The 21506-nt window shown below is 57.8% G+C and carries 16 protein-coding genes and 2 pseudogenes; 6 read left to right on the top strand and 12 right to left on the bottom strand.

The genetic code is table 11. From position 1 onward, the window contains the following. Window positions 1–101 precede the first annotated feature (101 nt). The 3 genes from FFA61_RS08945 to FFA61_RS08935 form a co-directional block, all read right to left on the bottom strand. A complete protein-coding gene (locus FFA61_RS08945) occupies window positions 102–1142 on the bottom strand; it encodes an autoinducer 2 ABC transporter substrate-binding protein (protein WP_005962707.1) in 1041 nt (346 codons plus the stop codon). Between the two features lie 242 nt (window positions 1143–1384). Then, the gene (rbsK, locus tag FFA61_RS08940) at window positions 1385–2338 is read right to left on the bottom strand and encodes a ribokinase (protein WP_040313883.1); all 954 of its coding nucleotides are present in this window, start codon (window positions 2336–2338) and stop codon (window positions 1385–1387) included. Between the two features lie 299 nt (window positions 2339–2637). Next, window positions 2638–3339, bottom strand: coding sequence for an MgtC/SapB family protein (locus FFA61_RS08935; RefSeq protein WP_005962713.1), 702 nt, complete (start codon window positions 3337–3339; stop codon window positions 2638–2640). Window positions 3340–4070: 731 nt separating this feature from the next. Between FFA61_RS08935 and FFA61_RS08930 the strand changes: the two genes are divergently transcribed. Next, complete coding sequence (locus FFA61_RS08930) at window positions 4071–5402, top strand: aminotransferase-like domain-containing protein (RefSeq protein WP_005962719.1); 1332 nt, start codon at window positions 4071–4073, stop codon at window positions 5400–5402. Window positions 5403–5557: 155 nt separating this feature from the next. Next, complete coding sequence (locus tag FFA61_RS08925) at window positions 5558–6580, top strand: D-alanine--D-alanine ligase family protein (protein WP_040313577.1); 1023 nt, start codon at window positions 5558–5560, stop codon at window positions 6578–6580. Window positions 6581–7544: 964 nt separating this feature from the next. Here the strand turns inward: FFA61_RS08925 and FFA61_RS08920 are convergent. Together FFA61_RS08920 and FFA61_RS08915 are read right to left on the bottom strand one after the other, a co-directional pair. Further along, the gene (locus FFA61_RS08920; protein WP_040313578.1) at window positions 7545–8174 is read right to left on the bottom strand and encodes an HAD family hydrolase; all 630 of its coding nucleotides are present in this window, start codon (window positions 8172–8174) and stop codon (window positions 7545–7547) included. Between the two features lie 143 nt (window positions 8175–8317). Further along, a complete protein-coding gene (locus FFA61_RS08915) occupies window positions 8318–9856 on the bottom strand; it encodes a ParB/RepB/Spo0J family partition protein (protein ID WP_131247213.1) in 1539 nt (512 codons plus the stop codon). Between the two features lie 1051 nt (window positions 9857–10907). Between FFA61_RS08915 and FFA61_RS08910 the strand changes: the two genes are divergently transcribed. Then, entirely contained in the window at window positions 10908–11168 is a 261-nt protein-coding gene (locus FFA61_RS08910) for a hypothetical protein (RefSeq protein WP_005962733.1), read from the top strand. A gap of 287 nt (window positions 11169–11455) precedes the next feature. On the opposite strand, the gene FFA61_RS08905 is transcribed toward FFA61_RS08910, so the two are convergent. The 7 genes and pseudogenes from FFA61_RS08905 to rpmH all read right to left on the bottom strand — a co-directional run bounded on the left by FFA61_RS08905 (window position 11456) and on the right by rpmH (window position 16654). After that, complete coding sequence (locus FFA61_RS08905; protein ID WP_051057846.1) at window positions 11456–12286, bottom strand: ParA family protein; 831 nt, start codon at window positions 12284–12286, stop codon at window positions 11456–11458. A gap of 642 nt (window positions 12287–12928) precedes the next feature. Next, window positions 12929–13693 (bottom strand): 16S rRNA (guanine(527)-N(7))-methyltransferase RsmG, encoded by a 765-nt coding sequence (gene rsmG / locus FFA61_RS08900; protein WP_005962741.1) that lies wholly within the window; start codon window positions 13691–13693, stop codon window positions 12929–12931. Continuing rightward, window positions 13690–14229 (bottom strand): Jag family protein, encoded by a 540-nt coding sequence (locus FFA61_RS08895; RefSeq protein ID WP_005962744.1) that lies wholly within the window; start codon window positions 14227–14229, stop codon window positions 13690–13692. Before FFA61_RS08895 ends, rsmG begins: the two co-directional genes overlap by 4 nt. Window positions 14230–14298: 69 nt before the next feature. Then, complete coding sequence (yidC, locus tag FFA61_RS08890) at window positions 14299–15639, bottom strand: membrane protein insertase YidC (protein WP_005962747.1); 1341 nt, start codon at window positions 15637–15639, stop codon at window positions 14299–14301. A 184-nt stretch (window positions 15640–15823) separates the two neighbouring features. Then, a pseudogene (yidD, locus tag FFA61_RS08885) lies at window positions 15824–16153 on the bottom strand (membrane protein insertion efficiency factor YidD); the annotation flags it as partial. Further along, window positions 16147–16503 carry a ribonuclease P protein component gene (gene rnpA / locus FFA61_RS08880; RefSeq protein WP_005962751.1) on the bottom strand — a complete coding sequence of 119 codons (357 nt, stop codon included), beginning with the start codon at window positions 16501–16503 and terminating at the stop codon, window positions 16147–16149. The gene rnpA and the pseudogene yidD, both read right to left, overlap by 7 nt. 10 nt (window positions 16504–16513) lie before the next feature. After that, on the bottom strand, window positions 16514–16654 hold the full coding sequence (rpmH, locus tag FFA61_RS08875) for a 50S ribosomal protein L34 (RefSeq protein WP_003791379.1): 141 nt from the start codon (window positions 16652–16654) through the stop codon (window positions 16514–16516). 465 nt (window positions 16655–17119) lie between these two features. On the opposite strand from rpmH, the gene dnaA reads away from it, so the two are divergent. From dnaA to recF, 3 genes and pseudogenes are all read left to right on the top strand, one after another. Beyond that, a complete protein-coding gene (dnaA, locus tag FFA61_RS08870) occupies window positions 17120–18586 on the top strand; it encodes a chromosomal replication initiator protein DnaA (protein ID WP_005962755.1) in 1467 nt (488 codons plus the stop codon). Between the two features lie 497 nt (window positions 18587–19083). After that, window positions 19084–20220, top strand: a complete 1137-nt coding sequence (gene dnaN, locus FFA61_RS08865) for a DNA polymerase III subunit beta (RefSeq protein WP_005962760.1) — start codon at window positions 19084–19086, stop codon at window positions 20218–20220. Window positions 20221–20223: 3 nt separating this feature from the next. Further along, window positions 20224–21402, top strand: a pseudogene (recF, locus tag FFA61_RS08860) (DNA replication/repair protein RecF); the annotation flags it as partial. Window positions 21403–21506: the final 104 nt, after the last annotated feature.

Below are 21506 nucleotides of genomic sequence, written 5' to 3'. Positions count from 1 at the left end.
CCGTTTCCTTCCGAGGTGCAGCGCCTTGAGGAGTTCTCGAGTCCGCTGCTTTTCACGCGGAACGCGGGGGCGTCGGCAGATCCGACGCCCCCGAGCGATCGTCAGAAGCCGAAGCTGTCGACGTTGTCCTTGGTGATTTGAATCCAGCCGTCACCTTCGAGGACCTTCGTGGAGCCCTCGGCGAAGTGCATGACGTATCCTTTGGGGCCGAGGTCGATTCCGTCCTCGATCTTCTCCCCATCGAGGATCTTCGCGGCCAGTGAAGCCATCGCGTAACCCGCGTCCGCCGGATCCCACAGGGTGAGGGCGGAGACGAGTCCCTTGTCCAGGATTTCCTTGTTCGCGTCGGGCATGCCGGTTCCCGCGGTGAAGACCTTGCCTTGCAGGCCGAGCTCGCCGATCGCACGGGCAACGCCGGGAGCATCGAAGGAGGAGGTGCCGAGAATGCCTGTGACCTCCGGGTACTTCTTGAGAACCTCCTTGGCCACCTGGTAGGCGGTCTCGCCGTTGTCCTGGGATTCGACGCGCGGCTCGGCTGCAAGGAGGGTCATATTCGGGTAGGCCTCTTTTTGACGGGCGATGGCGCCGTCTGCCCACTCATTGTGAGAGGCGTTGGTGACGTGACCGACCATCGTCGTGTAGGTCCCCTTTTCACCCATTGCGGCTGCGAGGTTGTCCATGATGAACGCACCGTACTTGGCGTTGTTAAAGGCTTCGATGTCGTACATCGTGTTCTCTTGGGAGGCACCCTCGTGGGTGACGACAACGATGCCGGCGTCCATGGCCTCTTTAAGGACGGGCTCGATTGCTCCAGGGTCGACGGGGACGACGCCGATTGCGTCAACGCCTTGGGCGATGAGGTCTTGGATGACCTGCGCTTGCATGGTGGCATCGGTTTCTGCCGGACCCTTTTGGAACACATTGAGCCCGGTTTCTTCGGCGTACTTGTTGACGCCTGTCTCCATGCGCACGAACCAGGGGTTCGTCGCGTCCTTGGGCACGATGGCGATCGTGTAGTTCGAGGATGACCCTGTGGGGGAGGACGACGAAGAGGAGTTCGTCGAGTCCCCGCCAGAGCAAGAGGCGAGGCCTAGTACCGAAGTGAGAACGATTGCACTTGCGGCTGCGATTCGAGACTTCATGATGACTCCTTGTGATTCACATCAACGCTGATGGGATCGTCTTGCGCGCGTGGGCACCGGATTACAATTCCTCCCTTCTTCTTCCCGGGGTTCGAGCTCATCATCGAGCTCAGGGACAGAAAGAAGGAACGGTCCGTCGAACGCTCAGAGGTGCGTGCTTGACCCCTAGAACGAACGTTACTGATCGTATGGCGAACATCGCAGCGTGTCGAGCATTATCGCTCGATGTTGTGCAATCGTTATCAACGGTGCAATACAGGGGACTCGGCAAGGACGTGGTCTCTATCGGAAAGCCAGGAACGGAACTCCTGCGCATCGCGGTACGACTTCTGGGTCCCCCGTGCAGTGACCGACAGCGCCGCATATGCATTCGCGAGTTCAAGTCCCTCGCGAACTTCGAGGCCCTCGGATAGGCAGTGCGCGAAGCAACCGATGAAGGCATCTCCCGCGCCTGTGGTGTCCACAGGGTCGATGGAGAATGGGGCGATGAAGACATCGTCTCCAGTGTGAGAGAGCCAACGGACGCCTCGTGATCCCAAGGTGACGATGACATTCGGGCAGCCCGCTTCGAGAAGGACTTGGGCGGCGCGCTTCACCTGTTCCTCCGTTTCGGTCGCGATGCCGGTCAGGAGTTCGAGTTCAGACTCGTTCGGCATCACGTAGGCGCATTGAGCGACGAGTTCAAGGTCGAGATCTTTCGTGGCCGGTGCAGGATTGAGAAGAACCGGAATACCCAGTCTCTTTCCCAAGGCGATCGCAGCCGCGACGGTCTCCATGCGGATCTCGAGCTGGCACACGATGAGTGAGGTCTTTGATATGGCGTGAGCGCCAGCTTCGACGTCCTCGGGCAATAGTCCATTGTTCGCGCCCTTGACGATGATGATGCGGTTGTGGGAGTCGGGGTCGACGAAGATCGGCGCCACACCGGAGGTGCCGTGAACCTGTTTCACGAGCGAGAGGTCAATGCCATTGTGTGCGAGGTTTTCGATCGTCGCCGCACCGAAAGCATCGTCGCCGACGCAGGTCATCATGATGACCTCGGAGCCGAGGCGCGCCGCTGCGACAGCCTGGTTGGCCCCCTTTCCGCCGAATCCGATTTCGAAGTCGGGCGCCTCGATGGTTTCGCCTTCAACTGGAAAACGGGTGATGTAGGTGATGAGGTCTGTGTTATTCGATCCGATGACTGTGATGCTCACGGGCCATTCCTCCTGGAACCACAGCGTTTGCACATCCCGAGCTTCTTTGCTCGGCGTTCATGCGCAAAGTGTTCGACCATGCTAACGCAAACGTTTGCATCTGTCAGCTATTTCGCGGTTCTTCTTCTATTTCACAAGGAAGAAAGGCGGCGATATTGCGATCACGGAAGAGAAGCGGCGATGTTGCGCTCATGAGCACAAGACAGTGAGCTTTCCACTCACCATGCCAACTACTTCCCACATTGGTGAGTTCATTGGCATGTTGTGTGGGAAGTTCAGCGGGCAGTGCTATTCGAATCTCAGTCGAACTCCGCCCGCTCCACACGATCCACTGCCGTAATGCCCTCGATCTGGGCAAGCTCCTTCATCAGGGCATCTTGGGGGTAGGGGCCCTCGAATCGCAGAACAACGCGCATTCCCGCACCGTTTTCGGTCTGGATGGATTCCGTTGATTTCACTGAAGCTGCGTATCCATGCTCCGATGCGACCACGAGGATCTTTCTCATCACACCCTTTGCAGACTCGTATTCAATGACCGTCCGATCGTTTCGGTGACTTGAGGGGATTTTTTCCACAAGGGGACCGATGGCGAAGATCAGCAGGAAGTGCAAGACGAGTGTGATGACCGCGAGTACTCCGAGTCCTGCGCCGCATGCAACGCCGATTGCCGCCGAGAGCCACACGGTCGCGGCAGTGGTCAGGCCCTTTACGGTGTCGTTGTTGACGAAGATGACTCCTGCACCGAGGAAGCCGATGCCCGAGACGATCTGAGCTGCGAGGCGCGAAGGATCGAGAGTGAGAGTCGAAGTTTCAGGGACGACGAATCCGTAGATCGAGGTCAGGGTGAACAGACACGAACCCATTCCCACGAGGACATGCGTTTTCACGCCAGCGTCTTTGAGGTGGAAGTGACGCTCGAGGCCGAGGAAAAAACTCAAGACCATCGTCAATGCGAGGGCTCCCGCCCCGAAGAGCAGAGCCTCATTCGAGATCAGCTGCATTGTTCCCCTCACCTCACCTCTTCGATCTCGTGGCGCGTTCTCAACGAACCCTCGTTCTTGGCGTAACAGTTTAGGACTCTGCGCTTGTATCTGCGCGTTTTTCGCTGGCGAAAGCTTTCCTCGTAGACGCGCAATTCGCTCCGAAGAGGGGCGCTCGGCTACCAGAGGAATCAGAGCGAGTCGCCCGATCTTCTGGTGATTCGGGCATCGTTTTGGCATGAGTAGGACACACGATGATTTTGGCCTCCCCTCCCTTTGAGATGAGAGCTTCTACCTTGTGAAATATTCGGCCCATTAAGGGGATCATCTTCTCGCCTGGGGCACTTCAGTGGCTTTTGATCTTGAGATTCCACTCCGCCTCTTCTGTTTGAGAGAGCTTCTTGGATCGACTGAAGAGAAAGTGAGGCTGGGCGGAACTCCTCCCGCTGCGCACCATATTCTGATCCGAACGCCTCTCGATGCCCGTGACATGGCACACTGAGGTGGAGTGTCGCTCCGACAGGCTCGCGGCTTCTGGAGCTCGTCACCTAGTATGCCGGTCAGCCTCCCAGCTTTTCGGCGGCGGCACGAGGTCGGAGCCTGAGGATCCACGGCTCGACCTCGAACATTGTGAATAGGCGCACCGGGCCCGGGACTGGAGCCAGGGCTCTCGCCGATCTGGCTTTAGGCCACGAACGGCTGCCCCACCGGCTCGGCCCGAGTGCAACGATCAACGAGGTAAGGAAGGTTCAGTGAGCACATCAGCGCATCCGGACAGCAATCCGCAGGGAAATCGACTCGACCCGTGGTTCGATGCCTACGCTGAACGAGCTCATAACCTGCGAGCTTCCGAGATCCGCGCTCTGTTCTCCGTTGTCTCGCGCCCCGAGGTCGTCTCTCTCGCCGGTGGCATGCCGAATTTGAAAGACCTTCCTCTTGATCGCCTCGCAGAGTCGGCGAAACGCCTCATTTCCACCCGGGGCGCACAGGCAATGCAATACGGCTCTGGTCAGGGCTGGGAGGTCTTGCGCGAACGCATCACCGAAGTCATGAGCTACGAGGGAATCGTCGGAGCAGACCCAGATGATGTCGTTATCACGACCGGTTCTCAGCAAGCTCTTGACCTGATGACCGAGCTCTTCATCGACCCGGGCGATGTCATCTTGCTTGAAGCGCCCTCGTATGTGGGCGCGCTTGGCGTTTTCCGCGCCAGACAGGCGGACTGTGTTCACGTCCCCATGGATGATGAGGGCATCATTCCCGAAGCTCTTGAGCAAGTCATTCGCGATGTTCGGGCTTCGGGGCGCACGATCAAGATGCTCTACACGATTCCGAACTTCCACAACCCAATGGGAGTGACTCTGTCTTTGGAGCGTCGTCCGCTCATCGCTGAGATTTGCATGCGAGAGCACGTCCTCATTCTCGAGGACAATCCCTACGGTCTCCTCGGTTTTCACGCCGATCCACTGCCTGCACTCAAATCCTTCTCCCCCGAAGGCGTCGTCTATCTCGGTTCCTTCTCGAAGATGTTTGCGCCCGGCTTCCGCATTGGTTGGGCTTACGCACCCCACGCGATTCGAGACAAGCTCGTCTTGGCGTCCGAGTCGGCGATCCTCTCGCCTTCGATGATCGGCCAAATGGCAATCGCCGATTACCTGAGCGACTACGACTGGTACTCGCAGGTGAAGGCCTTCCGTGCAATGTATGCGGAGCGCTGCGAGGCGATGCTGAACGCGCTCGAGGAATACATGCCCAATTGTTCATGGACCCGTCCCGAAGGTGGCTTCTACACCTGGGTGACCCTGCCCGAAGGGCTCGATGCGAAGTCCATGCTGCCTCGCGCTGTTCGTGCGCGGGTCGCTTATGTCTCCGGTACAGCCTTCTACTACGACGGTCAGGGCGCAGACCACATGCGTCTGTCCTTCTGCTATCCGACGCCGGAGCAGATTCGCGAGGGCGTGCGCAGGTTGTCGACTGTCGTCAATGCCGAGAAAGAACTCGTGGATATGTTCGGCGCCGGCTTCCACAAACACGACATCGACGAGGTCGGGCCGGGTGTTGCCCCTGCGCCCAATGCCCTCTGAGCTCGCTGAACAGAGCGACTATGGCTGCCTATGAACACTCCAGATCATCACATACTCTGTGGCCAACACCTATAGTGATTCACACTCAATGTTTCACGTGAAACACCGCAATTCTGAACTCGCATGAAGCATTGAAGGAGAACAGGAGATACACCGTGAAGTCGAAGGTCCTCATCATCGCCGGAGGTCTCACGCATGAAAGAGACGTGTCCGTTCGCTCCGGTCGCCGAGTTGCCAATATTCTCCAAGAGGCGGGCTACGAGGTTCGGCTCAGCGATGTTGATCAAGGACTCCTCTCAGTCATTGAAGAGTTCGCTCCCGATGTGATCTGGCCTCTGGTCCACGGCTCTATTGGCGAGGACGGCTCCCTTCAGACACTGCTCGAAGCAATTGGCGTTCCCTTCGTTGGTTCAGCATCGACACAAGCAAAGTTTGCATCGAATAAGCCAACAGCTAAGGCACTTCTCGGAGCTGCTGATTTTGAGACTCCCGGTTGGGTAGCACTCCCCCAGGTTCTCTTCCGTCAACTTGGTGCCTCTCAAGTCCTCGAAGCTATCGAAGCGCAGACCTCCTTTCCTCTGGTCATCAAGCCGACCGATGGCGGCTCCGCCCTCGGCATTTCAACCGTGCATGATCCCGCCGAGTTGCGTTCGGCGATGGTTGAAGCATTCGCATATGGCGAGCACATCATGAAAGAAGAGTTCATTCAAGGACGCGACATCGCTGTCTCCGTTATAGACCTCGAAGAGGGCCCGCTCGCTTTACCTCCGGTTGAGATCGCGACGGACACTGGTGAATACGACTACGCCGCTCGTTACACGACCGATGAGACCGAGTATTTCGTTCCGGCTCGCTTCACGCGCGATGAGCTTGATGTTCTTCGGGAAGCTGCAATCGAAGCGCATACAATTTTGGGCTTGCGAGATCTGTCCCGTATTGACTTCGTCGTCGACGATGAGGGCACATGCTGGTTCATAGATGCGAATGTCACGCCCGGCATGACCGACACCTCCCTCCTCCCCCTTGCTGCGGAGAACGCAGGCAGTTTCGCAGAATTGTGCTGCCGAATCGTTGACTTCGTTGCAGCAGGACGGCCTGTCATTGACGAGGACGAAATGGGCTCAGAGGAGGGAATTCTTTCCGAGGATGGAATCGCCTCCGAGGACGCAGAAGACTGAGCTCAACACACCTGGAGGAGTTGTCGAAGACAATTGGCCGTTCGCAGCCACTGCTCGCCAATAGCCTCTCTTTCCTTTAGCCGACGCCCACAGTTCACAAGAGGGTTGCGGCTTCAAGCGTCCTCGCATGACGGCGAATAGCTCCTGAGGCGGGAGAGGGGCTTTTTGGAGTCACTGCCGAATCCAGTGTGGGTTTTTCCGCTTCACTTGGGTGTTGTGGCGGCACTGCATCTGAACTCTACGGAACGTGCGTATCTTCCCTGAGACCGGGCCTCTGCTGCCCCTCAATGGTATCGACGGGGCTTCGAGCGAACTATGTACGCCTTCTTCGTTCGTGCTGTTGGTTCAGGATCGGGGATTTTGGGCTCTACGCTCAAGCTGCGCTAAATCTCCATGTCTGCGGCAGGCTCTGCGCATCAAGATCACCCCTCTCCCTCGACTCCGCCATTTCCGCTGTATTCGAGAGATCATAGAGGATTCCAGCGACCTATCCCCTCAGCTACGTCTTCCCATCGGTGAACCCGGGCTATCGGTGAGCACGATGTTTCTGTCTCAGCCGATGTACCGGCCCGCACGATTCTTCTGTCTAAGCCGACAGATTGGGCAGTTGGGATGTCGTTTAGCCCGGACCTCTTGCCCCCGCCACCGCTCCCATCTCCACCTCTGTTCCAATCTCGTGGGGGCCAGAGTGCGAACCCTCCCTATTGACTCGTCGGCAAGCTGCCTGTTCCGAGCTATTTTGCCTCTGAGGGATTTTTGCTTCGTTCCGACGTGCAGTCCACCCATGGCTAGCCCGATTCATTGAGCAACACAGCGAGAATATCCAACCCGGCTGCATCGATCTGCCCGCGCCTAGGTCCTGGGCAGCTAGTTCAACAAGCGCTCGCACTACTATGTGGGACCCTACTTTTGTCTTGCCTCTGCCTAGCTTTTTCTATTGCATACGCGCGAGGAGCAGAACGGCTTAAGCGAGCATTCCGAGGTCAATGAGATCACGGCGCGCGAGTTCGGCATTCGTCCACATGATTCCGCGAATGCCAAGCAACTCGGCCGCTCTGATGTTCTTCTTCCGGTCATCGAAGAAGACCGCTTCCTTAGCCTCGATCCCCATCGCTTCAAGGGCAGCTCGGTAGATTGGTCGATCGGGCTTGCAGCACGCGGTGTCACAGGAAAAAGTGAAGCTCTCGAAATACTGGGCCCACTGAGTTCGCCGAATCTCATTCGCGATCGGACGTGGAGCATTCGAAAGGATCCCCAGGCGGATTCCTTGGGCATGCAAGTCCTTCAGTAGCTCAATTGTTTCAGGAACTGGCTGGTGAACGCGCATTGAGTCGTATTCGACAAGGGTTTCAAGAAGCTCATCAGTTACTGCAGGCTTCCCGCAGTCACCTGCGACTCGGTCCCAGAACTCGCGGTCGGAGGCGCCCGCGTCATACCCGTCACGATGCGCCCACATCGCCTGATCAACGAAGTTCACAAGAGACTGTCGTCCATCGCCAATGAGGCTTGCAATGTGTTGAGCACTGGGATGGGAGTTGACAATCACCCCACCAACATCGAAGAAGGCCGTGATGGGTGCCGAAGACTCGACCATGTACGCCTCCTTGTCAGTGCATGTGCGTCCATTCTCGCGTCTCCGCTTCGATGCGACCACTTTAGTGGTGAATCGCACGAGGTCAAGGTGGCCATTAGAACGGGCAGGCATGAGGGGCCTAGCGGCACTTTAGTCTTTGAGTTTTAGTGTTGTGCAGAAATTAAGTCTGCGATTCGGCGAAGATCTTCAGGACCCGCAAATTCGATGACGATCCTGCCTTTCTTGGCTCCTTCGGTGATACTTACCCGGGTTTCATAGGCATCCTGAAGTGCGGAAACAACCTGCTCGCCGAGTGCAGAAATGACAGGACGCGTTCGGGTACGAGGACGAGGTGCGGCCTTAGCGCGTCCAAGTCGAACAAGCTCCTCAGTTGTGCGAACAGAGAGACCCTCCGCAACGATACGATCAGCCAGAAGCTCCATATCCTCGACCGTTTCAAGGGAAAGAAGTGCCCTCGCGTGCCCAGCGGAGATCACTTGCGCCGCGACTTTCTTTTGAACTGTGGGCGGAAGCTTCAGGAGACGGAGGGTGTTGGCAATCTGCGGGCGTGAACGTGCAATTTTCTTCGACAACTCCTCCTGTGTGGCCCCAAAATCTGCCATGAGCTGCTGGTATGCAGATGCCTCTTCAAGCGGATTGAGCTGGGCTCGGTGAAGATTTTCGAGTAGAGCATCTCTCAGGAGGTCTTGGTCTTCAGTTTGTCGAATGATTGCTGGAACCCTGTCGAGCCCTGCGAGTTCAGCCGCTCGAAGTCGACGCTCACCCATGATGAGCTCAAAGCGTGCCTCAGGCTTCTCCTCCAGGCTTTCTTCCAACCCCTTGGACATGTCAGCTGTGAAGTCGATCGGACGAACAACGATGGGCTGGAGGATTCCGACCTCGAGAACCGAATCTCGGAGCTCAGCCAAATCATCTTCGTCGAACACTTCACGAGGCTGACGGGTGTTCGGAACGATATACGAGAGTGGAATCTCGGCAAAGCTCGCGCCGGGCACGGGAAGAAGCTCATCCGATGTTTCACGTGAAACACTATTGCAGGACTGAGCTGAAGCATCCTTCAGAGCATCGTCTAAGAGAACCGATGAAAGTGCGGCCCGCGGTTGTTCTTCAGCAGTGGAAGATGACCCCGTGCCCGATCGTTTTTCGGCTGTTGTACTGGTCTGCTCTTCGAGCATCGCGTCCGTCTTCTTAGCGGTGGTGCTGAGATCCTGCTGCGAAGCAAATCGACTTTTAGCTGAAACCTCTCGCTGGGCTTCGGCGTTGTAATGAGTAGTTCTCGGCTTTGAACCGGTGGAGCCGAGCATCTTAGTGCTGGCATGTGTTGCGTCGGAGGCTTTCTTGTTGGGGCTTCTTGGAGCAGTCTCCTCAACTTCTGCAACCTCCTGAAGTTCTTTGGCAGGAGGTTCGAACTCGGTGAGAGGCGAGCCCGAGGAGCTCACTCTTGTCTTCCTTGAGGTGGGGGTCTTCGATGTTGCGGCCTTCGGTACAAGCAGACCTTTTGCGGAACCGCCTCTTTGACGTGCAGTGGTATTCGGACGTGCGGGGAAGAAGACGTCAAGAGGATCTACCTGCGACGATTCCTCGACATTGACTTCGTCAACCTGCGTCGGAATCAGTGCACCAAGCCCACGTCCGAGCGCTGAATGACGGCCCGCGCCACGGGGAGACTTCTTCTGAGACATCCGTATCCTCCTTGAATCGAACTCCATTGTTTCACGTGAAACAACGATCCTCATCCGGGATGGAACTCACTGTGGACACTAGCTTCGCTGTGCATCTACGAATAAGAACACTATCTGCGTCTTCGAAGGCGGGGCTTCCCCGGCCCTTGCGGCAGCAGCACGACAACCAAGGTGCAGCTCTTCAAAGAGGAGAGCGACGACTTCTTCGTTGCCGTTCGTCAGCCAAAATCAGCTTTCATTGCTTAGCCTTTTGTCTCCCCCGAACCGCCTATGAGAAAGACTCTCCAAGGCCTGGTTTGAACGACTTCCTCCCATTGGACACTCAGCGAAACTCATGCATTCACTCCGCACCATTGAAGAGGCGCTGTTGCTCAATGGGTGAATCTACTCAGGTATAGGGCTCCTCCTCCAAGAACGCTATTCATTCGTTATTCTTTGCGGAGCTCTGCGCTACGGGCGCCATATCCCGGTGTCCAAAGCTCACCACCGCCTGATCGTCCATTCGGCTTATCACCACATTGCACTGTCATTGACGCCAGATGCCCCCGCGACCGCGACGACTTAGCTTCGCCGTGAACAGACAAGCGAGATACCCTCCGGCCCCGCCTCTTCGGAGATGCCCTCCGAGGTGAAGCTCGTGCTCGCAGTTGCATCCAAAGGAGCGCTCCTGCGGATGTTCATGAGTTATTGCCTTCTTACAGCTCTTTGCTGTTATCCCTGCACTTCGGCGATCTCAACCTTCTTCGCTCGGTCCTCAAGCAATCAATCTGAGAAGACCGCCTCCTCTTCCATATATCCGCAGATCACACCGAGTTGCTCATTCCGAAGTAGCGCGCGGAGATGCCGCCCGCCAAGAACAGCGCCTGAGACAGGGGCAGAAGCGCCGAAGTGTTTCACGTGAAACACTCAAGGTGATAAACGTTCTCATAAAATCCTGCGATCATCTCTGAGCATCAGTTGGACTCTGTAGCGACAAAAACTCAAACGCACAAGCTCAATACGAAAACGAAGAGAGGTGCGTCCTCAGATCCCGTTAAATGAAACGTTCCATATGAATCAATCCAAGTCAAAGACGATTCGGCACAATTACTCCTTCTACTACTGCGGTCGTGAATCCTCAATTGCTTCTCAATGCCGACTCTTGCTCAAGACCTCGACAAGTTCCTCCCTAGAATCAACATTCCTCGAGATTCACAACGGAACGATTACGAGGTGCGTCGACCGATATCCGATAGGAGGACCGACCATCAAACGTGTACACAACTATGCGAGCCTCCACTCCAAGGCTCCGCTGAGAACAGCGATGCTCTGAGAACAGATCCCCCGAGGTTCAACATTGTCTAGACACTCGGCACAATACGCTGCTCGAATGACGTTTCAGAGATTGCGATCTCAGACGAATGTTCAGGCAACGACAACACCGGAAGACAATCACTCATCCCAGGCCGGAGCAGACCAGACCCGACGAGACCAGGGCAGACCAGGGCAGACCAGGGCAGAGCAGAGCAGAATATCAGAGGCTCACTTAGTCAAAGCCGAACCAAAAATCGCCAAAGTTTCCTTCAACTCCGCTTTGAGCACCACCCTCGGCTCTCCTCCTCAGTCCTGCGCGAATCTCAAACTCAACTCGAGGGCAGCCTTCCGGTAGGCAAGGGCCCCTGTGTTTCGAGGCTCGTAAGTGATGATCGATTGGCCGAAGCTCGGCGCTTCGGAGATCCTCACCGAACGAGGAATGACCGTGTTCAAAGTAAGGGCGGGGAAATGCGCTCGAACTTCGGCTTCAACCTCTTCGGAGAGGCGAGTACGCCGATCAAACATCGTCAAAAGCATCGTCGACACGTGAAGCTTTGGATTGAGTTCGCTCCGAATCCGCTCAATCGTGTTCCACAACTGGCTCAAGCCCTCCAGCGCGTAATACTCCGTTTGAATCGGAATGAGAACCTCATCTGCAGAGACCATGACATTGAGAGTCACGAGTCCAAGAGAGGGGGGACAATCGACAATGACGACGTCAACATCGCGCGTGATGGAGAGAAACTCCTTCATTGCCTCAGCCAAACGGAACTCACGCCTCGGTAGATCCACGAGTTCAATCTCTGCACCTGAAAGGTCAATCGTCGCTGGGCAAACGCGAAGACCTTCTATATCGGGGCACTCTTGCAAAACATCGGCTAGGGCGGCACCGCCGATGAGCACATCGTAGGTTGAGGGAGTTCCTGCGCAATGCTCGATGCTGAAAGCACTCGAAGCGTTACCTTGGGCATCCGCATCCACGACCACGACCGAAAGCCCTCCGAGGGCGAGTGCGGCAGCGAGATTCACTGCTGTCGTGGTCTTACCGACCCCGCCCTTCTGATTTGCGACCGCGATGACGCGTGTGCGTGAAGGCCGACCGAAAGATGCGTTATCAAGCATTCTCTGATCGTGCATGTTCTGCTCGATCTGGGAGAGCAGGGGAGTATCCTGACTCTTCGGGTTGCTCACTCTCTTCCCTTCCGTTTGATGCCCCGCCCAGTGTACGTGGCCGCGTGGGCAAGTAGTGAGACCGCCTGCGTGCCCACCTCAGGATGATCGACGACACATCCCCTGTGGATAACCTCTTCGGCCTCGACCAGGTCCCAGATCGGGGTAAACACAGAGGGCATGTCTCGAGCAAGGAGTGAGTCTCGGCCTACTCCCCGGATCTCGCCACAGATCTGATCCCACTTCTCACCTGGCAGACACCTCGGATCTCACGGCCCCGAAGCGTTTTCCCCGATTTCGCTACCGACCTCACTGCGGCTCTCACGCCGCATATCACACCGGCGTACGCCAAGGGCCCCGTCCCGGCACACTCCTCCGCCCCCACAGCGACATATGCCAAGAACTTCGCCCCGCTACGCGCCTCCGGACTCAGCCCAGCTGCACACCCCGGCCCCGTGCCAACACACACCTCAGTCCTCACACGGGCATACGCCTCCGGCCTCGTCCCGCAACTCGCCGCAAATCAGACCTCGGCGACTCAGCATTGAGCTCCGACCCCGCCGTGAGCCCGGGCTTCACCTCGCTTTTCGCTCTCACTCTCAACCCGGCCTACTTCTGACGCTTGCAGACCACCACGTATGTGGATTCGTCCTCCATAATCGATGGGACCTCATGGATCTCAGCGCGCAGATGGTGGCTCTTGAGTTCCTTAGCGGCCTCTTCAATCTCGATGGCGGCGCGGCGCCCCTTAAGAGCCATGAGGGAACCACCTGGAGCGATTAAACGGGTCGTCATGCGGATGAGCTTTGACATGTTGGCAACTGCGCGGGCTGTGATGACATCGGCCTGCCCTTTGCCCCTGAGTTCTTCGGCGCGGGCCTGGTGGATCGTCACATTGTCCAAGCCGAGGTTCTCCACGACATCGAAAAGCCATTCGCAGCGGCGCTGCATCGGTTCGGCAAGGTGAACATCGAGATCAGGTCGGCAAATCGCGATGACGATCCCCGGAAGGCCGGCGCCAGAGCCGATGTCGAGAACTTGGCCCTTGCGGGGAAGGAAGTCCAAGACAGCGGCAGCGTTCACCGCGTGACGCGACCAGAGTCGAGGCATTTCCCGTGGTCCGACGAGGCCGCGAAGCTCACCCTCTTCTTCGAGCATGTGAACGTATTCCTCAACATCGGCGAATGCCGAGCCGAAGAACTCTTTGACTGCTTCCGTGGGCTGCTCAGGCTCGAAGGGATCACCGACTTTACGCTTAAGGGGATCTGGAACGGCAAGGGTCGCAGGGTCCTCAAGTTGAGTCTGTTCCTTCGACGAAGGGGGGTTACCAACCCCCTTGAGAGTGGGGTCATCAACCCCCTTGAGGTTGTTCACTCTTCCTCGGACCCCTCAGTCTCCGCCTCTTCGACCTCGTCCTCTTCAGCGGGCAAGATGACGACGCAACGGTGAGGTTCGGCGCCTTCTGACTCGGAAAGGAAGCCCTCTTCGGCGACAACGTCGTGGCAGACCTTGCGTTCGAAGGGGTTCATCGCCTCGAGCTTTTGCGCTTCGCCAGTGGCACGAAGGCGTGCGATCGCCTCCATGGTGAGGTCCTGGAGCTCGGCCTTGCGTTCGGCGCGAAAGCCGGCAATGTCGAGCATGAGGCGCGAACGCTCACCAGTTTCAGTCTGGACCGCAAGGCGGGTGAGCTCTTGGAGGGCGTCGAGGATCTCTCCGTCTTCACCGACAAGACGATCCAGGCCAGAGGAGTGCTCGGAGATGATCTCAACGCTTGCGCGCCCGTTCTCCACATCGATCTCGATATCGCCGTCGAGGTCGGCAATGTCGAGAAGTTCTTCAAGGTAGTCGGCGGCGAGTTCACCCTCCTCCTCGAGGCGGGTGAGCTTGTCCGTGCTGGTGTTCTCAGTCATGAGTGTTCTCCCAATTCAACAGGGCTAGATGGCTGGGGGACGAGGGTGCCTGAGCCCTCGTGTTAAGGCTCAGTGGCCCTTCTTCTTGTTCTGCTTGCGACGGGCCTTGCGACGCTCCTGACGGCGGCGCTCGATCTCCTCGGCACTCAATCCGGCTGGATTGTCAGAGGCACTGTCCTTGCGGGCTTCTTCGGCGCGCTGGCGCTGAGCCTTGGTTTGGCGTTCTTCGCGGGACAAACGCTTGTTCTGCTCGCGCTTGACCTGCTGATTGCGGCGTTCCTCGGCCTTTTCGGCGGCCACGCGAAGCGTGCGCATCCAGACCTCATCGGGCAGGGTCGTCCATTCCTGGCTCGCTAGATTGCGCAAAATCGACACCTTCTCACCGGGGCTCATAGACTCGGGGAAGTCGGTCGCGACCTTCAGCTTCTTCGCCTGAGCGGCTGCCTCAGTGAAGGTTTTCTCATTGAGCTCAAGGACTTGGGCATCATCCGCGGCGGAGGGCAGCGCAGAGCGGGCCTCGTCGTAGGATGCGAAGAAGGGCTTGGCCCATTCGAGGTACTTGTCGTGACGATGCTTGAGGAGTTCCTCGTAAGCGGAAGAACCCGGGGTGGGCATGACCTTGATCGTCCAGTAGGTCTGCGCAATCGCCCATAGGGCTGCTGTGACCATGTAGATGATGACGCCCATCTGGAAGAAGCCGCCGGAGAAGAGGTACATGAGCGGCATGACGTAGAGCATCGACTTTTGCGATTGCATCATCGGATTGTTCGAGTCCATCGGCGGCATATTGCGCACCATGGAGATCCTCATGGAGAAGAACTGGAGGACCATCATCGCGCCGATGAGGATGACGAAAACGATGATCGCTGCGATGCCATCACCTGAGGTGATTGTGTGCGAGAGGGGCACGCCAAAAACGGTTGAGCCGTTAATGGAGGAGGCCAGTTCCTGGGTGATCGGTCCGAGGCGATCGGCCTCGATGCCCGCGTAGGTGTAGGTGCCGGCCGCGAGGTCCTTCACCGCGTAGATCGCGCGGTACATCGCAAAGAGGATGGGAAGTTGAACGAGGAGCGGAAGGCAGGATGCAAAGGGGCTGACGCCGTACTTCTTGTACAGGGCTTGTGTCTCTTCGCTTTGTTTGACGCGCGAAGCCTGATCGGTTTTACCCTTGTACTTCTCTTGGAGAAGCTTCACTTCCGGCTGAATGGCCTGCATGGCCCGCGAACTCTTGATCTGCTTGAGGAACAGCGGCAGGATCAAGATCCTCACGATGATCGTGAGCAGGACAATCGAAATCACCCATGCCACGCCGGATCCGGAGGAGAATCCGAGTAGGACGAGGAAGTCGTGGATCTTTACCCATACCCACGCCACCGCGACGGCGAAGGGATGAAGGATCTTGTCGAACATGTGTTCTCCTTCAGGATGTGCGGACGCCAGGGGCGCCCTTCGATTGTCCGGCTTTCGCCGGGTGGTTTTCGGGGACGAGGTCGGGGCTGTGTGCCTCGTCAATGGGGTGGTGCACGCTGCCGGGGCGGATCGACACTTCCCGGCCCTCGTCTTCGAGGTCGATGCTGTCCTTGCTCTCCATATTCGGGCTCATGCCCATGGGCAGGGGCCTTTCGATGATTGCGTTGCCGACCCAGTCTTCGGGAGGAATCCACGGATCCGGGGTCCATCGTCCCTTTTCGGGGACATGGTCGACACCGCCAAGACTCCAAGGGTTGCATCTGAGGAGCCGCCAGCACCCCAGCACTATGCCCTTAATCGCTCCGTGAGTTTCAATCGCTTGGAGGGTATAGGCCGAGCAGCTTGGCGAGTAGCGGCAGCGCGGTCCGAGCGCCGGTGAGAGGAACTGCTGGTAGAGGCGGATTGGAGCGGTGAACACCATTCGCACGAGTGCGCTCGGAGTGGGAATCAACATGTGGAATCCCAGCGTTTCCAGGCTCTTTCGAGAGCGGAATCGAGATGGTGGGCGAGCTGGTGTGAGTTGAGTTCGAGTGCTTTGCCGCTGGCTCTGACGACGACTCTGCTCCCCTCAGGCAGGGTGTCGAGGCGTTCTCTCATGAGATGTCGAAGCCGCCTTTTCACACGGTTACGCCCGTTGGCCCTTTTGATCTCCCTCTTAGGCACGACGAAACCGACGAGGCGGTCATTGCCTTCCTCGTCGGTTCGAGCGTGGACGATCAGGACCGGGTTCCCGGCTCGTGCTCCCTTTCGGAAAGTGAGGCGGAAATCTTCAGGATCGACCATCCGGTGTGCGCGAGGCAGCACCAGTGCGGTCTCAGGCGGACAGCTTGGCGCGACCCTTACGACGGCGGGCAGCCAGGATGGCGCGGCCGGCGCGGGTGCTCATGCGCAGGCGGAAGCCGTGCGTCTTGGAACGACGACGGTTGTTGGGCTGGAAGGTCCGCTTGGTGGTCACTGCAGTTCTCCTCGGCGAAAGTGGTGGACGGCTATCCACCACTCATCGGTCGTTTGGTGGCGATCCCACCGCAGACGACCTGCGCAGGAATCGATGGCATGCCCGAATTTCGGGCACAGACAGACACCTAGGTTAGGGGGAGTGGGGGAGTGAGTCAACGCGCCCGAGCTCGTTGTGACGCACTCCCCGTGTCCACACCTGTGGAATTCTCTGTGGACTCTTCTGTCCACATTGTGTGAATGGAGCTTCGGCGTCCACACGGCTGTGGAAAACCCTCTTTCCGCAGAATCGCCGCAACCCATTGATGTAACTACATTTATGTGATTCGCAGATCTCTTTCCACAGTTTCATCCCCAGACTGTGAATGCGCCTGGGGACAGATACAGTGGCATGCGACCGGATCGCCCATTCGAAGCTATGATCCGGTGATTGACATCACTGAAGATCGATTCTGGAGGACTTCACGTGGAGACGACATCCCTGGCCGATGCATGGCTCAAAGCACTTGACGCCGTCTCCACTCATGATTTGGGCCCCGCAGCCGCGACCTATCTGAGGAGCGCCACTCCTCTCGGCAACATCGAAGGCACCATCCTCCTCGCCGTTCCCTCCGAGTTCACAAAGACCTGGATCGAATCCAAAGCCTCGAGCGAAGTGACCACGGCTCTATCCGAAACTCTCGGAAAGAAGATCCGCATCGCTATCACGGTCGATCCCTCCTTCGCCGCTGAAGATGACGAGGCCGAAGAGGATGGCCCTGCGACTCCAGTGCACTCCCCAGCGCAATCAGCCATCCCAGCCACACAGTCCCCAGCTTCAGCGTCAACGTCGACCCCGACCCCAGCGACTGCGGCTGGGGCTCCCGCGGATTTTGGCGGGCAGCCAACCCGATTGAACTCGAAGTACACCTTCGACACCTTCGTCATTGGCCCCTCGAACCGTTTCGCCCACGCCGCCGCATTGGCCGCATCAGAATCACCGGGCTCCTCCTTCAACCCCCTGTTCATCTACGGTGATTCGGGCTTGGGCAAGACTCACCTTTTGCATGCGATCGGCCACTATGCGCTCTCGCTCTACCCCAAGCTCAAAGTCCGCTACGTCAACTCTGAAGAGTTCACGAACGAGTTCATCAACGCGATCCGACTGAACAAGACCGATAACTCCGCCGTCGAGGAGTTTCATCGCCGCTACCGCGAACTCGACATCCTCCTCATTGACGACATCCAGTTCATTGGGGATAAAGAGCAGACGATGGAGGGCTTCTTCCACACCTTTAACGCCCTGTACGAAGCTGATAAGCAGATCGTCATCACTTCCGATGTCCACCCGAACTACCTCAATGGCTTCGAAGAGAGACTCACTTCGCGCTTCGGATCGGGCCTCCTCGTTGATGTTCAGCCACCAGATCTCGAGACACGTATCGCGATCCTCCAGAAAAAGGCCGCCACTGACGCCCTCGAGATCCAACCTGAGGTCTTCGAGTTTATTGCCTCGAGAATCTCCTCGAACATTCGCGAGCTCGAGGGCGCCCTCGTGCGTGTCGTCGCCTACGCGAACCTCACGAAGGAACGCATCGATATCTCCCTCGCAGAGATGATGCTCAAGGACTATGTCTCCGACCCGGACGACAATGAGATCACGGTCGCCCTCATCATGGGCCAGTGCGCCGCATATTTCGGCGTCACCATTGACCAGTTGTGCTCCACGGATCGCTCCCACGCGGTCGTCGAAGCCCGTCAGATCGCCATGTACCTGTGCCGCGAACTGACGGATCTGTCGCTGCCGAAGATTGGCCAGGCTTTCGGGCGCGATCACACGACCGTGATCCACGCGAATAAAAAGATCCTCGCCCTCATGAAGGAAAAGCGCGAGACCTTCAACCATGTCTCGGAGCTGACGAACCGCATCAAGAAGAAGGCCCGGGGCGACTGAAACCCGAACGGGGAGTCGTGCAGAGGAACACACGGGAGTGAAACTCGTGCACAGGCTCTGTGAGTTCCTCAGTGCACTAAGCATCCCCCGCTGTGGATGCCTCCTCAGGATCTGTGGACACAGACGAACGAGGATTCTTGTCATTCACAGGTCAACGTGCCCTCTCCCCAGAGTCATCCCCGACTCGATGCACGGGTGAAAACCTGTAATTTGCAGGGATAAGTCCGTGTTTCCACAGTGTCCACACAGCTGATGATGAAGGATCTTTTGTCATTTGAATGACAAGAAAAACCCCATCACCACAAGCTCCGCCCCGACCTCGCTGAACTTCGCTTCTCACTACCGGACTTCAGATCACAGCGTTATGAACCCCTGCCCCACACTCAAGGGCGTGCTGAATACGCCGCCGATCAGTGCTTTCTTCTTCACAGTGTCAAAGAAGCGAAGATCACGGGTAGAGTAGGGAGGCATATCGTCTTGTTCTCACGGAGGCCGGAATGAAGTTCACCGTCGCCCGCGACGTTCTCGCAGAAGCAGTTTCGTGGACCGCCCGTGCCTTGCCCGTTCGCCCGGCCACACCGATCCTCGCGGGCGTGCGCATCCAGGCTGAGGCCGAAGAACTTACCCTTTCTTCTTTCGACTACGAGGTTTCCGCGAACTCCCACATTCCCGCGACCGTTGAAGAGGCGGGCGAAGTCCTCGTTTCTGGTCGCCTCCTCGCAGACATTTCGAAGTCCCTTCCGAACAAGCCCGTCACAATCGAACTCGACGGTCAAAAAGTGAAGCTCACCTGCGGTTCTTCACACTTCACTCTCGCAGTCATGCCTCTTGACGAGTACCCGCTCCTTCCTGCCCAGCCGCAAACCGCGGGCACCGTCGACTCCCAGGTCCTCTCCCAGGCTGTCTCCCAAGTGTCGATCGCAGCGTCCAGGGACGATACTCTGCCTCTGCTCACCGGTGTGCGCATGGAGATCGACGGCGAGCACATGACATTCCTTGCGACCGACCGTTACCGTCTTGCGATGCGTGAGCTCGAATGGACCCCCGCAGATCCCGCCTTCGAGCACATCGCCCTCGTAAAGGCTCGCATCTTGCAAGATGTCGCAAAGTCGATGACCTCAGGTGAAACAGTTGAACTCGGCATCTCGGACTCCTCCCAGCAAGGAGCATCCTCGCTGATCGGCTTTGAAGCCTCGGGCCGTCGCACCACCTCAACCCTGATGGACGGCGACTACCCGCCGGTTCGCCGACTCTTCCCCGAATCGACTCCGATCCAGGCGGTGTGCGATCGTCATACGCTCCTCGAAGCTGTGAAGCGCATGTCCCTCGTCGCCGAGCGAAAAACCTCCGTCCGACTCTCCTTCACGGATGGCAGCCTCGTTCTCGAAGCCGGACAGGGTGACAATGCTCAAGCCTCCGAAGCACTCGAAGCGAGCCTGTATGGCGAAGACATTGCGACCGCCTTCAACCCCCAGTTCCTCATCGATGGCCTCTCGGTCATGGACACGGACTACGTGCGCTTCGGCTTCACCCACCCGAATAAGCCGGCCGTCATGACCGGTCAGACGAAGGCCGACGAGGGCGAGGTCACGACCTTCCGTTATCTCCTCATGCCGATTCGCTTCGGCGTGTGACAGATGCGGGTCTCGCACCTCGCGCTCGACGATTTTCGCTCGTGGAAGCGCGTCGTCCTCGAGCTGCCCGCAGGCCCTCTTGTCTTCCTCGGCCACAACGGCCAAGGCAAGACGAACCTCGTTGAAGCGATCGCCTACCTGTCGACTTTCTCTTCGCACCGCGTCTCCGCTGAAGGGTCGCTCGTACGCATTCCCACTCACGAGGAAGAGCCTGCGCCTGCCAGAGCTTTTGTCCGCGTGAAGACCGTGCGTGATGAGGATCGTGAACAGGTCGTGGAACTCGAGATTGTGCGCGGCAAAGCGAATCGTGCGCGCATCAACCGGGCGAATGTTCGTCCCCGCGAAATCCTCGGCCTTGTCCGCACCGTCGTGTTCGCCCCGGAAGACCTGCAACTCGTCCGAGGTGACCCGAGTGTGCGAAGAGCCTTCCTCGATGAGATCGCCATTCAGATGCATCCCCTGTATGCGCAGATCAAAGCAGACTTTGATCGGGTTTTGCGTCAACGAGCCGCAATCATGAAACACGCGCAGTCTCAACTGCGGCGCGGCCGGACCCCGGATTTGTCGACAATCGAGGTATGGGATGAACGCTTCGCGGAACTCTCAGCGAAGGTCAGCGCCACCCGTTTCAAGGTTGCTTCACTCCTGTCCGAGCCTGCGGCTAGGGCCTATGATGATGTCGCCGATTCTCATCGTCACCTCGAACTCTCCTTCGACGCTTCCATTGATCGGACAATCGGGACGAATCCGGATGATCCTGGTAGTGGTGATCTCGGTGATGTTGAAGCGCAGCAGCGTCGCCTTCTCGCGGCTTTCGACAGGATGCGCGACCAAGAGATTGAGCGTGGAGTGAATCTTGTGGGCGCTCATCGTGACGACCTGGGCTTGAAGCTTGGACGCATGCCCGTGAAAGGATTCGCGAGTCATGGCGAGTCCTGGTCGGTTGCACTCGCCTTGAGATTGGGATGCTTCGATCTTCTGCGCCTTGACGGGCAGACGCCCATATTGATCCTCGATGACGTGTTCGCAGAGCTCGACTCCAAACGCCGGGCAGGCCTGGCGACCCGCATCAATGCCGCAGACCAGGTGATCATTACGGCCGCCGTTGAAGCTGATGTTCCCCCCGAGTTGGATTCGCATGTGCTGAAAATCCACTGGGATCCGAGGACCGGATCCCAGGTCCTCCTCGAAGAGCCTGGAGCTAAGGAAAGCGCTGAGCCTGGCCTCGTCGAGAGCGAAGACCCCAGTGGTTCCGAGGGCTTTGAGCCCAGCGTCAGCGAGGGTGT

The sequence above is a fragment of the Schaalia cardiffensis F0333 genome, assembly GCF_005886435.1.
Lineage (GTDB): Bacteria > Actinomycetota > Actinomycetes > Actinomycetales > Actinomycetaceae > Pauljensenia > Pauljensenia cardiffensis.
Note: the sequence above shows the minus strand (reverse complement) of the source record. Positions and strands in the feature narration are given on the sequence as shown.

Bases quoted from the DNA above. Each gene is read 5' to 3' on its own strand.
- FFA61_RS08945 (WP_005962707.1), bottom strand. From the start codon at position 1,142: ATGAAGTCTCGAATCGCAGCCGCAAGTGCAATCGTTCTCACTTCGGTA.
- FFA61_RS08935 (WP_005962713.1), bottom strand. From the start codon at position 3,339: ATGCAGCTGATCTCGAATGAGGCTCTGCTCTTCGGGGCGGGAGCCCTC.
- FFA61_RS08920 (WP_040313578.1), bottom strand. From the start codon at position 8,174: ATGGTCGAGTCTTCGGCACCCATCACGGCCTTCTTCGATGTTGGTGGG.
- FFA61_RS08915 (WP_131247213.1), bottom strand. From the start codon at position 9,856: ATGTCTCAGAAGAAGTCTCCCCGTGGCGCGGGCCGTCATTCAGCGCTC.
- FFA61_RS08910 (WP_005962733.1), top strand. From the start codon at position 10,908: ATGAATCAATCCAAGTCAAAGACGATTCGGCACAATTACTCCTTCTAC.
- FFA61_RS08905 (WP_051057846.1), bottom strand. From the start codon at position 12,286: ATGCACGATCAGAGAATGCTTGATAACGCATCTTTCGGTCGGCCTTCA.
- FFA61_RS08895 (WP_005962744.1), bottom strand. From the start codon at position 14,229: ATGACTGAGAACACCAGCACGGACAAGCTCACCCGCCTCGAGGAGGAG.
- yidC (WP_005962747.1), bottom strand. From the start codon at position 15,639: ATGTTCGACAAGATCCTTCATCCCTTCGCCGTCGCGGTGGCGTGGGTA.
- dnaN (WP_005962760.1), top strand. From the start codon at position 19,084: ATGAAGTTCACCGTCGCCCGCGACGTTCTCGCAGAAGCAGTTTCGTGG.